Below are 15,182 nucleotides of genomic sequence, written 5' to 3' on the forward strand. Positions count from 1 at the left end.
TGTTAAATTAAAATCCATATTATTATTATACAATATATTAAAAAAATTGACAAACTTAAAAATTTTCAGTATATACCGAAAATTTTTAAGTTTATGTTTATTATTTTTCATATTTTTAATGATTATCATATTAAAATAATATAAATATAAAAGCTAATTTTTTACAAAATTTATAATTTTTAGTATATAATATAAAAAAATAAAAGGAGTGTAGTATGCAAAAAATAGCGGTTGGAATGAGTGCAGGAGTGGATTCTACTACTACAGCAAAACTTTTAAAAGAGCAAGGAAATGAAGTATTTGGTGTTACAATGCTTCTTTGGAATGGAGATAAAAGAGCACCTTTAAGCGGTTCTTGTTATAGTCCTTCCCAAGCAAATATGGTTGAAGAATGTAAAAAATATGCTCAGACAATAGGCATAGATTATTATGCTTTTGATGTTAGTGAAATATTTCAAAAGAAAGTTATAGATTATGTTACAGAAGCCTATAAACATGGACTTACACCAAATCCATGTATTATGTGTAATAGTGAAGTAAAATTTGGATCTTTATTTGAGGCTATAGAAAAACAAGGTTTGGAATTTGATAAATTTGCTACTGGTCATTATGCCGGAATAAGATACGATGAAAAAACTAAAAGATATATTTTAATTAGAGGAAAGAATTTAATAAAAGATCAGTCATATTTTTTATACAGACTTACACAAAATCAATTATCAAAAATAATGTTTCCTATGCATGAAAATACAAAAGAAGATACAAGAAAAATCGCAAGAGAATATAATTTAGATGTGGCAGAAAAAAGCGAAAGTCAGGATTTTTTTGCCGGAGAGTATCATAGATTATTTGATGAAGATAAAGAAGGCGAAATAATAAATATAGATACCAATGAAGTATTAGGTCATCATAAAGGAGTATGGCATTATACAGTAGGTCAGAGAAAAGGTTTAGGAATAGCATATAAGGAACCTTTATTTATAATAGCATTAGACAGCAAAACAAATACTGTTTATGTTGGAAATAAAAATCATACTTTTGTTAATGAAGTTAATATATATAATGTTAATTGGATAGTTGAACCAATACAAAAAGAATTCGAGGCTTTAGTAAAAACAAGAAGTGCACATAAAGGATCTATGGCAAGAGTTATACCTATAGATGAGAATACAATAAATATAAAATTCCTTGAACCTACAGGTATAGTTGCTAAAGGTCAATCTTGTGTATGCTATAATGATGATGTAACTATATGCGGCGGAATAGTTTATTAATATTTTTTATGAGGTATAAAAGATTTTAATAATATTATAATTACAAAACTTATTATGCTTATTAATACGATGGTTGCTCCTGGTTTTAAGCCTTCATAATAAGAAATAAATATACCTAATATAGTAAAAAATAAATTAAATAATACTGCATATATAATAGTTTTTTTGTAACTATTAGCTACCTGCATAGAACATGCTACAGGAACAACCATCATTGATGAAACTATTAATGCCCCTACTGCTCTTGCTGATATTGATACAGTTACAGCAGTTAATATAGTAAATATAAAATTTATTCTATTTACTGGAACTCCAGAAAGTTTTGCTAATCTTTCATTGAAAGTGATATAAAATATTTCCTTATACAAAAATATAAAAATTAGTATAGATATTGAACTTATAAATATTACTAATTTTAATTCAAAGTCACTTATAGCAACAATACTACCAAATAAAAAACTGTTGAAATTAGAATTATTAGCAACAAACCCGGAAAGCAGCCCTGCAATACCAATAGATAAAGACATTATTATTGATATAGACATTTCACCGTATTTAGATATTTTTTTTCTTATAAACTCTATTGATAAAGCAGCAAATATACAAAATATAATAGAAGCTAGTATTGGATTTATATTGAATACAAGTCCGAAAGTAACACCGGCAAGCGATGTATGTGATATAGCATCACCTATCATAGAAAGTCTTTTTAATACTACAACAACTCCTATACAAGGTATAATAACAGCAAGCATTATACCAACTATAAAAGCCTTACGCATAAAATCATATTGAAATATTTCCATATATTTTTCCAAACAATGATTTAAATTATATAAACGATCATTATATAGTTAATTTGTATAAAATGAAAGTTATTTATAATGATAAAAAATTAACAAGAACATACATTGTCATCATGCGGGTGCTTATGTTTATGTGAAAGTTCTATATCCAGCTGATTTTTAGCTAATTCAACTAAAGTACCTTCTTCAAAACAAAATACTCTATTTGATATTTTCGACATTCTCTCTACATCATGAGTAACCATGATTATAGATACATTCTTATTTTTATTTAATTCCTGTAATATTTTATATATTAATTCTATAGTTTCTCTGTCAACTCCATTAGTAGGTTCATCTAGCACAAGTAAATCCGGATTGGATATTAATGTTCTGGCTAAAAATACTCTTTGTACTTGTCCGCCTGAAAGTTTTGATATCATTCTGTCTTTATATTTTTCCATTCCTAAAAGGGTAAGCACTTCCATAACTTTTTCTTTATGTTTTTTGTTTGGAAATTTAAATAAGCCAATATCAGAAAAATTGTTTGACATAACTATTTCATAAACTGTAGCAGGAAAATGCAAAATTTTAGAATAAGCATTTTGTTCTAAATACCCTATTTTTTTCCAATCTTTAAATTTACTTATATCTTCTTCATATAATTTTATACTTCCTTTATACTGATGAAGTTCGCCTAAAATAAGTTTTAATATAGTGCTCTTTCCTGCACCATTAGAACCTATTATAGATACAAAATCTCCTCTATTAACATCAAAACTAATGCATTTTAATATGTCATCAGAAGTATAACCAAAATGTACATTTTTAAATTCTATAATCTTATTCATATTTTCTATTATTTATTTTTATTAATTAAGTCCGTTAGTCAATGACATAAGATTTTTTTCCATTATAGAAAAATAATCTTCTCCTGCTTTAACATCTTCTTCGCTTAAAGATTCTATCGGATTTAATGTATATATTGCAGCTGAAGTTTCCTTAGCTATAGAATCAACTAATTTAGAACTTGAAAATTCTTCATAAAATATAGCTTTTATATTATTGTTTTTTATAAAAGTAATAATTTCAGACATAGATTTAGGATCAGCTTCATCTCTTGCAATGGCTACTTGATTTAATGCATATTCTTTACAGAAATGACCAAAAGCAGGGTGTGTTACTACCAAATTAGTATTTTTTATATTTGATAAATTATCTCTAAAACTTTTATCTAGTTCATCTAATTTATCAGCATATATATTATAATTAGAATTATAGTAATCAGCATTATCAGGATCTATTTCCACAATAGCATTTTTTATATTTTCCATTTGTTTTTTAGCATTGATTGGAGAAAGCCAGAAATGCGGATCCAACCTTTCATTATTAATGCCTAAAGAAGATTCAAGATAATTTAAATCTTTAATGCTGTCTTTTACAGTATCAACCCAATGCTCCATACCGCCGCCATTATATACAAAAAGATTTGCTTTGGTTAAATTGGCCATATCTTTAGAAGTGATTTCAAAGTCATGAGGTTCTGAACCAGCTGATGTCATATTATAAACATCTATTTTATCTCCGCCTATTTTTTTAGTAAAATCATAAACAGGATATATGCTTGCATAAACTTGTAATTTATTTTCTGCATTATTATTTGTAATATCATTTTTTTGTGTATTATTTTTTTCACAGCTTATAATTAGGCTTAATATAATAATTATTGTTGTAATTTTTTTCATAAAGTCATATTCCCTTTATTTAAAATAATTGATAAATATAATTTTTACATTATAATATTATAATTAGCAAATTTCAATATGTTTTATAGTGCTAACATTTTATAATATATAAAAATACATATTTAAAATTAAGAAGTTTTTACCGAAAATTATAACGATATTATAAATTAATTAGGATAATTATGAAATATATTGTACATTTGTTGGTTATATCATTAATATTATTATCTTGTTCAACTACTCAAGTTGCTCAAAAAGAAGAAGTTAATGATGGACTTACCGGCAGGAAGTTTAAATTAGTAAGCATATATCCTGAGATGAATATTACTATAGAATTCTCATCAGATACTATTTCTGGTTTTTCTGCTGTTAATAATTATTCATCATCATATATGCTTGACGGAGATATATTTAATGTATTATCTATATCGCTTACTAAAAAAGCCGGAACAAGAGAAGAAATGGCTGCTGAGATTGATTATTTAAATATGCTTAAGAATGCTACTTCTTATAAAATTACAGGAAGACAGCTTACAATATATACTTTATTATCTAGCCATAATTTAGTTTTTGAAGAGATTTAGTTTTTTTATTAGGATATTTTAATGATAAGAAATTTTGCTATAATATTTTGTTTTATTACTACATTTTTTATAAGCTCCTGTGCTTCTCAAAATAAATCAATAGCAATATCTACAAGTACGCTTAATGGAAAAACTTTTCAGCTTACAAATATGTTTGAAGGCAGAGGAATAACAATATCTTTTTATAATGAAGAATTTTACGGCTACAGCGGTTTTAACACTTATTTAGGTAAATATGAAATGAGAAGAGGAAATATGATCATATTTAAAGATATGGTTGTTACAAAAATGGGCGGAGAATCTGAGGCAGTAGAAACAGAAAAAAAATATATAGAATTATTAAACAAAGCTTCTTCCATAGAACTTACAAGTACTTCACTTACTATAATAACTTTAGATGAGGAAAGACTTATCTTTAAAAGAATAAAATAAAATGAAGAATAAAAATATTATTTATTTTATTTTAGGTATAATTATATTCATTTTATTATGGTTTTTTATATCTTTAAAAATTAATTCTGAAATAGTATTTCCAAATATATTAACTATCATTAAAAAGTTAATTGAAATTATATTAGAAAAATCATTTTATAAAGATTTATTTTTAAGTCTAATAAGAGTATTTATCACATTTATATTATCATTTTTACTAGCTATTATATTTGGTATATTATCAGGTATATTCTCATCTATAAGATATATGTTAATGCCTATTATTAATTTTATACGCACTATACCAACAATACCATTGATATTAGTTGCTATAATATGGTTCGATAATAATACGGTACCAATATTTGTTTCTATGCTCGTGATATTTCCAATAATGTATGATGCTGTGGTTAATGGGATTATTAATGTTGATAAAAATTTGATAGAGATGTCATTATCATATAATGTTTCATTAAAGAATCAAATAATAAGTCTTTATATACCATCTATAAAACCATATATATTAACTGCTGTTTCTCAATCTATGGGTATAACTTGGAAAAGTATATTAGCTGCAGAGATATTAGCATTGCCTAGTTTGGGTATAGGAAGCAAACTTTATGAATCGCATTTATATTTAGATACTGTTAGTTTATTTGCTTATTGTTTAATTGCTGTTATTTTTAATGGTATTTTTGAAATTATTATAAGGCTTAAATCATGACTGAAAATATATTTAAATTAGAAAATATTAATTTATCATATAAAAATCTGATAATATTTAAAAATTTTAATATAGAATTTCATTTAAACAAAATTAATGTAATATTAGGTTCATCTGGATGCGGTAAAACATCTCTTTTAAATATAATATCTTCAAATATAGATAAAAATGACAAAGCATTTGTATATCAGGAACCAAGACTTTTAAATTTTTTTAACAGCTATAAAAATATAGAGTATGTATTGAAAGATAAAATAAAAAATAAAAATGAAATAGACAAAAAAATAAAATCATCATTAGAAATGGTAGGATTAAAAGATAACATATATTCAAAACCAAATGAATTAAGCGGCGGAATGAAACAGAGATTATCATTAGCAAGAGCATTAGCTTATGATTCAAACTTTATACTTATGGACGAACCGTTACAAGGTCAGGACATAAAAAAGAAAAAAGAATTAATTGATATAATAAAAAAAATACAATTAAGCACAAATAAAACTTTTTTCTATGTTACTCATGATGTATCTGAAGCTATTATGCTTGGAGATTATTTATATATACTTTCAAATAAAAATGAATATACTAAACTTATATATGAAAGAGAAATTAATGATTTAAATAGTAATTTACAATCAGAATTAATAGAAATCCTAATAAACAACTGATATATTTTCCCGCACGCAGAGTAAAATTAAAAATATAATTTGATTATAATTTTAGTTGTTATCATATATAAAATTTAGTTCACCGTGCGTTAAATGAATTTTAAAGTTAACAAAAAATTGGGTGGGGGCTTAAATTTCTAATTACACAATAAATATAATAAAAACTACAATTTTATAAATAAAACTAAAAAAATAAAGGGCGGGTGTTTAAATGAAATTCTATAACTATTCATCTTTAACTATTCTTTCTTTCAAATAATTAGCCTTTAATATAAAAGCTTCATTTTCTTTATAAAAATTTTTTTTAGATTCTTCATCTTTTAGAAGCGAACGCATTTCATCTTTAGCTTTACGCATTATTTCTTTATCTCTTATAATGTTTCCAAGTTTAAAATCAGGTATTCCGCTTTGCTTATCACCTAAAAATTCACCGGACCCTCTTAATTCCAAATCCTTTTCTGATATTTTAAATCCGTCAGTAGTTTCACATATTATATTAATTCTTTCTTTTATAATGTCATTTAACTCACTATGTAGTATTAAATAGCAGTAACCTAATTTATCTCCTCTGCCTACCCTACCTCTAAGCTGATGAAGCTGTGATAAACCAAAACGCTCTGCCCCTTCTATTAATATAGTTGTGGCATTAGGATTATCAATACCAACCTCTATTACTGTTGTAGAAAATAATACTTTTATTTCACCATTTGCAAATCTATTCATTATATATTCTTTTTCTTCATCTTTCATTTTACCATGTATTATTTCTATTTGAATGTCTGAAAAATAAGTTTCTTTGGCTCTTTTGAATTCGCTTGAAAGAGTGATGAAGCTTGAATCATTATTTTCTATTAATGGAAAAACAATATAACCTTGCTCTCCTTTTGCTATTCTGCTTTTTAAAAACTTGTAGCAATGATCTCTTTCATAAAGTTCTTTATATTTTGTAAGTACACCCTTTCTGCTGCTTGGCATACTCTTTATAATAGATAAATCTAATTCACCAAATAATGTTAATGCTAAAGATTGAGGAATAGGAGTTGCTGTCATAAGTAAATAATCAACATTATTTCCCTTTGACAATAATTTATTTCTTTGTGCCACACCGAATCTTTGCTGTTCATCTACTATTGCATAAGAAAGATTTTTAAATACTACTTCATCATAAATAATAGAATGTGTACCAACCAATATATTACTCTTACCCTCTCTAAGTCTTTTTAATAAATAACCTCTTTCACTTTGACTTACTGATGCAGTTAATATATCTACTTTTATAGTATCTTCCAAACCAGCTAATTTAATAATCTTTTTAAAATTATTATAATGCTGTAAAGCTAATATTTCAGTTGGAGCTAAAAATGCTGTCTGAAATCCAGCTTCTGCAGGTATTAAGGCAGTCAAAAAAGCTACTATTGTTTTACCAGCACCTACATCTCCTTGAAGAAGTCTAAACATTTGCTTCTCTGAAAATAAATCTTTTTTTATTTCTTCTATAGCACTTAATTGATCAGGAGTAAGCTCAAAAGTTAAACTGGATTTTACTTTTTCTAATAAATTTGATGAATCATATCTTTTTTCTTTTATAAGAATATTAGGTCTTCTCTCAATTAAATGTATATATTGAAAAGTTAAAAATTCTTCAAATATTAAACTTTCTTTAGCTTCAGATAATGCCTCAAAAGAAGTAGGAAAATGCATCTCCATTACAGAAGCAACAAAACTTTTAAGTCTGTATTTTTTCTTTATGATACTTGGTATATCATATTTCATATTTTTTTCAAAACTTACAAGTTCATCTACAATTAATGTTCTTAATTTCTTTTGAGAAAGTCCCTCTGTTAATGGATATATAGGTACAATTTTACCGTAAGATAATGCATTTGATGAAGGCTTTTCAAATTCAGTCATTCGGCATTGAAGTTTACCTCTGCTTCCTCTGACAAATTTACCAGTTAAATAAAGCTTAGCACCTTTCGTCACTCCTGCAGGAAGCCTTCCTCCATAAATAGGAACTTCACATACTGCAATACCATCTGTAACTATAACTAAAGGTTTATTTCTATATTGAAAAGTAAAGCTAGATATATCTATAACTTCAACATATACAACACAAGTTTTATCATTATTTTCTAATGCCTCATGTAGTTTTAAAGTTTTTCTTCTATCTTCATAAGTTCTTGGAAAAAAAAATATCAAATCATATAAGGTTACTATACCTTTTTTAGATAATATTTCAGCGTATTTTGGTCCTACACCTTTTGAATACTTGATACTTTTAGTGAAAATATCTTTACTATAATCATTAGTTGTCAAAATATATAATATTCCTCTTAATTATCTTTATCATCATCTGCTATTTTATATTCAACTTCATCAATTTCTTCTTCATCAATATCATTATCAGATTTTTTTATATCAGCTTCATCGCTGCTATCATCTTCTTCTCCATATTTCCAAATTTTATATTTATGCAAATCTTCAGAGAAATATTTTACACATAGCCCTATAATAAAAGCATCATCTAATAATCCTGCGAGAGGTATAACATCAGGTATTGCATCTATAGGAATTATTATATATATCAAAGCTCCTGCAACAGAAGCAATTGTTTTCCATGGTATATCTTTATAATTACCATGAATATAATCGCCTATCATATTAATCATAAGCTGTATTTGTTCTAAAAATTTTGAAAGATGTGATGATGATGATAAATTTAATATTTCTTTAGATTTCTCAAAAATTGATTTAAGCTTATCTAATGTAATATCTAATGAAAATTTATCCCATAATTCTTTTGCTTTATCCTTTATATCAGCCATAATAATTACCTATATCTTTATATTTTACATATTATAACATAAAATATAAAAATTATAAATATAATTAGTACTATATTTTTTCATCGAAAATATTGCATAAATAATAAATTATGTTATACTTAATCAGTAAGTATTTCCAGGAGTTTAATAATGGATAAAGAACAAATAAAAGCTGTAATAATAGAAAATGATCCTTCTATATTAAGTAAATATAAAACCGCTTTTAGTAACTTATTTAGTATAAGCAGTTTCGCAGATACAAATTCATCTTTAGCATATATAATAGAAAATAATTTAAGTATATATTTCTATATTATAAGATATAATGAAAGTGAAAAAGACAGTATTAAGTTTTTTACAGATAAAATAAGTAAAATAAATCCTCAAATAAAATTGGTATTAACTAATATTTCTGAAGACTTCGATACTAGTTTATATCCTAATGCTTTAATATTTCCTAAAAATACAGATGTTTCAGCTATAGTTCAATCTATTTCTAATGAAATATCTAAATTTGAAGAAAACAGCAAAAGAAGAAGACAATATTCAAGAGTAAATTGGCCTTTGAATGTAATTATAGCATATAAAGATAAAATTAGAGGAACAATCGACAGAAATATCTTATCCATTAGCGGTAACGGAGCTTACATATCTTCAGATACTAATATCCCTGATAAAGGCGATATGCTTGGACTTACTATATCCTTTAAGGATTTTAAACTCTTTACTGAAGCTAAAGTAGTTTGGATCAATAATGAAAATCAAAAACCTGATTTGCCAAAAGGTTTTGCTGTACAATTTATTGATATTGGTATGGCTTCTCAAAAAATTATTGACCAAATCATTAGAGACAAATTATTACAAGAAATATTAGTAGAATTTAAAGATGAGAACTTCTCTTCATAATGATTCAGATATAAAAGAAGCAAAACAATTAATAAGAGCCTCATTTAAGCTTATTAGAAATAATTTAGAGGATTCTTTTATACAGAATAAAAGCAATATTATATATAAAAAATTTAAAAATATAGTTAATATTGCTAAATTTAACTCTATATGTGTATATATTGACTTCAACAATGAAGTAGAAACCAAAAACATAATCAAATATGCTATGGATAATAATATAAAAGTATCCGTACCATTTCTAGTAGATGATCATAATATGAAATTAAAATATATTAATGATTATGAAAAAGATATTAATAGAAATACTAGATTTGGTAATGGAGAACCTTTTGAACGCTGTAAAGACTGCAGTATTGAAGACGTTTCAATGTTTATTATACCAGCAATAGCATTCGATGAAAAATGTAACAGATTAGGCTTTGGAAAAGGCTATTACGATAATATATTAAGATTAAATAAAAATGCCTTGAGAATAGGATTAGCCTACGATTATCAAATATTACCATCTATACCAAAAGATGATAATGATGAAATATTAGACATCATTATTAGCGAAAGCAAAGTTGTTACTGCTATTTTTTAATTATTCAATTTAATATTAACTAATCAGAGTTATTTATTAAGATTAATTTTCAGATTTATCTTCTTCTTCCTCTTCTTCAGTAGTGAATAATTTTTCCAAATCAAGAACAACTAATAATTTGTCCTCTAATTTACCCACACCTTTAATATATTTTTGACCAATACCTGATAACATAGGAGGAGGAGGCTGAATATCTGAATTTGAAATAGATACTACTTTGGATATAGAGTCAATAATAATACCCATATCAACATCTTCTATTTTTACTATGATGATACCTGTATTTTTATCGCCTTCTGTTTCTTCTAAATGGAATCTCTTTTTTAAGTCTATGATAGGTATAATATTACCACGTAAATTTATTACACCTTCTACAAAATCTGGGGCATTAGGAATAAGAGTAATCTTTTCCATTTTAATTATCTCTTTTGCCTGCATGATATCTATAGCATATTCACCGCTGCCTAGTCTAAAAGTAACTAGATTTGTACTATCCTCAACATCAACCCTACTTTCTGTACTTTCTACTGGTTGTTGCTCTAGCTGCTCTGCCATTTATAATGCCTCCATAAATAATTAAAAAGTAAATTCATTATCGGAAATAACTTCTTATATTTTATAATATATAGAAATATTTGCAATCAAAAAATTAAAATGAATCTAACACTTATACTATTCTAATCTATTTTTAGTTAAAAGTCAATCTATACATAAATTTATTAAATATAATTTCATATAACAGTATAATTTTGTTGTAAATATTGACATTACAATAAAAATATGTTATATATTGTTGTAATGTCAACTATTACAATAATTGTTTTAATTAAAATGGAGTAAATTATGGAAATAAAAAAAATTAATACATTTTGGAAATTATTCCCATTAATTTTCATACTCATTACTGTATTAATATTTACTGTTAATTATGGTGTACCAATAGAATTTTTACTTACAATAGGAACATTAATATCCTGTGTCATAGCATATTTTGCAGGATATAAATGGAAAGATATGGAAAATGCCTTCATAAAAAAGATTGTTGATACTTGGATTGGAGTATTGATATTTATATTAATAGGTATTGTTGTAGGTTCTTGGGTATATTCAGGAACTGTGCCAATGCTCATATATTATGGAATAAAATTAATTCACCCTTCTTTTATACCATTAATGGCATTTATTGTTACATCATTCTTGTCAATATTTACAGGTACTTCTTGGGGTTCTGCCTCAACTGCAGGAGTAGCATTCATAGGAATAGCACAGGCAACAAATACACCTCTTCCTTTAGTGGCTGGTGCTGTTATAAGCGGAGCATACCTTGGAGATAAAAATTCTCCTATATCTGATACTACAGTTTTGGCTGCTATGGGTGCTGGTACTACACTTCAAAATCATATAAAAACCATGTTAGTTAATACTATACCTTCTGCTATATTAGCTGCTATAGTATTTACAATATTAGGATTTAATTCCTCCCCTGCTAATAGTGATATATTAAATTTAAAAGAAGCCAAAGAAATATTAACATCATTAGATTTGATATTCAATTTCAATATACTATTATTGCTTCCTCCTATATTTGTACTTATTGCAAGCGTAAAGGGAGTTAATCCAGTAATTACTATGTTTATAGGAAGTTTAATAGCCATTATATTAGGAGCTTTGTTTCAAAACTTTGGAATAATAAATGCTATGAAATCATTCGTAACAGGATTCAATATATCAATGTCGCCTACAGTAAATCCTAATGATATACCATCAAATTTACATTCATTATTAAACAGAGGCGGTATGATGAGCATGATGCCAAGTGTGCTATTTTTAATACTGGCATTAACTTATGGAGCTATGCTTGAATTAATAGGAACTTTCAATACGCTCATAGAATTATTGATAAAAATAACTAGAGGTGTAAGAAGTTTAATATTCATAACTTGGTTCACAACTTTTACTATAAATTCAGCATTAAGCAGCTTACAATTTACATTCCTAACATTAGGTTCAGTACTAAAAAGCGTATACGAAAAATATAATATTAATAAAGGAGTGTTATCAAGAACAATGGAAGAAGGAGGAACTTTAACAGAAGTACTTTTGCCTTGGACTGTAACTGGTGTTTATATGACTTCCATACTTGGAGTGAATACTTTAGAGTACATGCCTTATTCATTTTTTAATTTAATTAGTATAGGTCTTTCATTTATTTATATGCTTACTCTGCCGAAATTTGCTGTACCAATCAATAAGGGCAATTTAAAAAATTAAAATATATTAAACTATACATAAACAATTACTTTTTAACAACTTCTGTATATTATATAGATATTATCAACTTTTTTGCCGCACAAAAAAGTTTTTATCCTTCAGGATACGCTACGCGAAAAACGCACATACTACAGCTTAATATTTTAAGAATATACATCAAATAGTATATAAGACCCTAGTTTTAGGTTAAAAATGCAGTCTTTCATGAGAAGAGTATCCGAATTTATCAAGGATATAAACTTCTTTTGGGAACGCCAAAGGCACTCATTTCAGTCGCAAAATAAGCGGGGTACGAAGCACACAGGACGGTTTGGATAGTCCCCCACAAATAATAAAATAATTTTTTACAAAATATAGTTGTTTAGGTATATACTAAAATAAATTGTAATTGAACTATAAAAAAGATATATTCAATCCGTATTCTTCTGAATGGTCTTTTATACTATAAGTTTTATTATGTTCAAGAAGTTTTATTTTTAATTTTTCTTGACTAAATATAGATGAAATATTATCTAATTCTAAAACTTCATTACTATTATTAATTGATAATTTTTTATTTGAAATTGCCTGTTTGTAATAAATAGGATTTGTACTTATATCTTTTCTTACAAAAAATAAATATACTTTATTAAGTGTAATATTCTTAAAATAAGAAAGTACTGCTAAAGATCTCAAACAAGCTCCATCAAACTGCTGTATTAATTCATCATCTTTTTTTCTCCCCTTACTAAATTCAAAAATATACAAATTGTAAACTTTTTCACTTTCTTTTTGGATAATCACTTTATCAGCACATTTTTTATTTTGTAAATATGGAAATGATTTATCTCCTTCTAATCCTATTATGGATAAAGAATTTTCAAAAACTTCTATAGTTACAGATATATCATGATCAGTTAATATATATTCTTTCTCATTATAATCATCAAAGAAATTATTAAGAAATATTTTTTTTAAAACTTCCCTAAAAACTTCAGGATAATTTTCATACCATTTCATTATTATAATTCTTCCTGAAAATCATATATTTCATCTGATATTTTTTTTAGTACTTTATTGAAAGTAGGAACTTCAAAACCGTACTCTGAACTTTCTAATTTTGTAACTTTTGTAAATCCGTCTTCTTCAATGTCAAACTGATACATTCTAACCTTATCTTCTGAAATCAAATCATCTTCATCATAACCGTATTTATTCATCAAATATTTTTTTCTTTCTTCATCATTTGAATTTAATTTAATCATATTATTTATATGCTGAACAATAGTATCGCTGTGAGTTGTTATTAAAATATGAGTATTAATATTCACTAATTTAATAAAAACTCTTGTCAATTGCTGCTGAAGATAAGGATGTAAAGAAATTTCAGGCTCTTCCATCATTATATCTTCATTATGTTTACTATATTTTAAAAATAGTATTAAAGCAGCAATTTCAGTAATTACTGCAGAACTTACATGCATTTTTAAATCGATATCTAAATTATTACTTTTATAATGAACTTTTGGAGAAGGCATATTATCTAAATATATCTTACCATTTATAATTTTATTTTCTAGTAAATCCACAATATTTTTTTTATTAATATTCTCATTGAAATTTAAATACGATAATTTAAAGAAAAAATCTCTTATAGGTAATGTTAATTCTAATTTATCATTAACATTAGAATAATAACTATTACTAAAATAACTGTTTAACGATTTATCTATTATTAAATCTTTAAACAATAAAAAACCTGTTCTTGATATAGGCAAAAAAAGAGTATTATTATATTCTCTTGACATAATACCCTCCAATATTCTAATACATAATAATGTAATAATGCTATCAATACTGTTACTAGCATTTCCTGGAAAATATTTATTATTATGATAAAAATAAATAATATTATCATTAGATTTATTAGATGAAATACTCTTATGATATTTCATATTAATATTTATATCATAATTTTGATACGATATATATATTTCTTCAGCAATAATATTTTTATAAGTAAATATACTTTCAAAAATAGCAACCTTATTATAAGATATAATATCATTTGCTACATTTATACATTCATCTATAACTTCATTAGATATCTTTATTTCTGTAACTTCAGTTTTATTGTTAGAAAATATTTCATTTGACAAATTATATAAATAATGATAATTTTTAAAATTCAAAGATTGTTTATAGTCCCAAAAAAACATTACACTAGAAATATACCAAACTAAACTAGCTAAATAACTTTTACCGCTGTTGTTGTCGCCGACAAAAAGTGTGAATGGAGCCAATTCTATTTCTGCCTCTTTGATTTTAGCAAAATTTTTAACATATAGTTTAGGGTATTTATTTTTTTCTGACATAATAATTCTTTACACATTAATTTTTTTA

Annotated in this window: 16 protein-coding genes; 8 read left to right on the forward strand and 8 right to left on the reverse strand. The window is 25.5% G+C overall.

The window, feature by feature from the left end:
• Positions 1-215: 215 nt before the first annotated feature.
• A complete protein-coding gene (gene mnmA / locus Q0K52_RS03580) occupies positions 216-1,274 on the forward strand; it encodes a tRNA 2-thiouridine(34) synthase MnmA (RefSeq protein WP_297296542.1) in 1,059 nt (352 codons plus the stop codon).
• Here the strand turns inward: mnmA and Q0K52_RS03585 are convergent.
• The 3 genes from Q0K52_RS03585 to Q0K52_RS03595 all read right to left on the reverse strand — a co-directional run bounded on the left by Q0K52_RS03585 (position 1,271) and on the right by Q0K52_RS03595 (position 3,804).
• Positions 1,271-2,080, reverse strand: coding sequence for a metal ABC transporter permease (locus Q0K52_RS03585; RefSeq protein WP_297296544.1), 810 nt, complete (start codon positions 2,078-2,080; stop codon positions 1,271-1,273). The two genes, mnmA and Q0K52_RS03585, sit on opposite strands and share 4 nt — an antisense overlap.
• 89 nt (positions 2,081-2,169) lie before the next feature.
• Complete coding sequence (locus Q0K52_RS03590; protein WP_297296547.1) at positions 2,170-2,910, reverse strand: metal ABC transporter ATP-binding protein; 741 nt, start codon at positions 2,908-2,910, stop codon at positions 2,170-2,172.
• A gap of 21 nt (positions 2,911-2,931) precedes the next feature.
• Positions 2,932-3,804: a zinc ABC transporter substrate-binding protein gene (locus Q0K52_RS03595; RefSeq protein WP_297296549.1), complete on the reverse strand. Its 873-nt coding sequence runs from the start codon at positions 3,802-3,804 to the stop codon at positions 2,932-2,934.
• Between the two features lie 182 nt (positions 3,805-3,986).
• On the opposite strand from Q0K52_RS03595, the gene Q0K52_RS03600 reads away from it, so the two are divergent.
• From Q0K52_RS03600 to Q0K52_RS03615, 4 genes are read left to right on the forward strand one after another with little or no spacing between them, the layout of a single operon-like run.
• Positions 3,987-4,388: an META domain-containing protein gene (locus Q0K52_RS03600; RefSeq protein ID WP_297296551.1), complete on the forward strand. Its 402-nt coding sequence runs from the start codon at positions 3,987-3,989 to the stop codon at positions 4,386-4,388.
• Positions 4,389-4,409: 21 nt separating this feature from the next.
• The gene (locus Q0K52_RS03605) at positions 4,410-4,820 is read left to right on the forward strand and encodes an META domain-containing protein (RefSeq protein WP_297296553.1); all 411 of its coding nucleotides are present in this window, start codon (positions 4,410-4,412) and stop codon (positions 4,818-4,820) included.
• 1 nt (position 4,821) lies between these two features.
• Complete coding sequence (locus Q0K52_RS03610; RefSeq protein WP_297296555.1) at positions 4,822-5,544, forward strand: ABC transporter permease; 723 nt, start codon at positions 4,822-4,824, stop codon at positions 5,542-5,544.
• Positions 5,541-6,212 (forward strand): ATP-binding cassette domain-containing protein, encoded by a 672-nt coding sequence (locus tag Q0K52_RS03615; RefSeq protein WP_297296557.1) that lies wholly within the window; start codon positions 5,541-5,543, stop codon positions 6,210-6,212. Before Q0K52_RS03610 ends, Q0K52_RS03615 begins: the two co-directional genes overlap by 4 nt.
• Before the next feature lie 225 nt (positions 6,213-6,437).
• On the opposite strand, the gene recG is transcribed toward Q0K52_RS03615, so the two are convergent.
• Together recG and Q0K52_RS03625 are read right to left on the reverse strand one after the other, a co-directional pair.
• Positions 6,438-8,528: an ATP-dependent DNA helicase RecG gene (recG, locus tag Q0K52_RS03620; RefSeq protein WP_297296559.1), complete on the reverse strand. Its 2,091-nt coding sequence runs from the start codon at positions 8,526-8,528 to the stop codon at positions 6,438-6,440.
• Positions 8,529-8,545: 17 nt separating this feature from the next.
• Positions 8,546-9,037 carry a DUF1232 domain-containing protein gene (locus Q0K52_RS03625; protein ID WP_297296561.1) on the reverse strand — a complete coding sequence of 164 codons (492 nt, stop codon included), beginning with the start codon at positions 9,035-9,037 and terminating at the stop codon, positions 8,546-8,548.
• A 150-nt stretch (positions 9,038-9,187) separates the two neighbouring features.
• On the opposite strand from Q0K52_RS03625, the gene Q0K52_RS03630 reads away from it, so the two are divergent.
• Positions 9,188-9,943, forward strand: coding sequence for a PilZ domain-containing protein (locus tag Q0K52_RS03630; RefSeq protein WP_297296563.1), 756 nt, complete (start codon positions 9,188-9,190; stop codon positions 9,941-9,943).
• Positions 9,924-10,529, forward strand: coding sequence for a 5-formyltetrahydrofolate cyclo-ligase (locus Q0K52_RS03635; RefSeq protein WP_297296565.1), 606 nt, complete (start codon positions 9,924-9,926; stop codon positions 10,527-10,529). The genes Q0K52_RS03630 and Q0K52_RS03635 overlap by 20 nt, the downstream gene beginning before the upstream one ends.
• A gap of 42 nt (positions 10,530-10,571) precedes the next feature.
• On the opposite strand, the gene Q0K52_RS03640 is transcribed toward Q0K52_RS03635, so the two are convergent.
• On the reverse strand, positions 10,572-11,084 hold the full coding sequence (locus Q0K52_RS03640; RefSeq protein WP_297296567.1) for a chemotaxis protein CheW: 513 nt from the start codon (positions 11,082-11,084) through the stop codon (positions 10,572-10,574).
• A 288-nt stretch (positions 11,085-11,372) separates the two neighbouring features.
• Here Q0K52_RS03640 and nhaC point away from each other — a divergent pair, with 288 nt between their 5' ends.
• Positions 11,373-12,800 (forward strand): Na+/H+ antiporter NhaC, encoded by a 1,428-nt coding sequence (gene nhaC, locus Q0K52_RS03645; protein WP_297296569.1) that lies wholly within the window; start codon positions 11,373-11,375, stop codon positions 12,798-12,800.
• A 393-nt stretch (positions 12,801-13,193) separates the two neighbouring features.
• On the opposite strand, the gene Q0K52_RS03650 is transcribed toward nhaC, so the two are convergent.
• Positions 13,194-13,799 (reverse strand): hypothetical protein, encoded by a 606-nt coding sequence (locus tag Q0K52_RS03650; RefSeq protein WP_297296571.1) that lies wholly within the window; start codon positions 13,797-13,799, stop codon positions 13,194-13,196.
• Between the two features lie 2 nt (positions 13,800-13,801).
• On the reverse strand, positions 13,802-15,154 hold the full coding sequence (locus tag Q0K52_RS03655; RefSeq protein WP_297296573.1) for an AAA family ATPase: 1,353 nt from the start codon (positions 15,152-15,154) through the stop codon (positions 13,802-13,804).
• Positions 15,155-15,182: the final 28 nt, after the last annotated feature.

The sequence above is a fragment of the uncultured Brachyspira sp. genome, assembly GCF_944390845.1.
GTDB lineage: Bacteria > Spirochaetota > Brachyspiria > Brachyspirales > Brachyspiraceae > Brachyspira > Brachyspira pulli.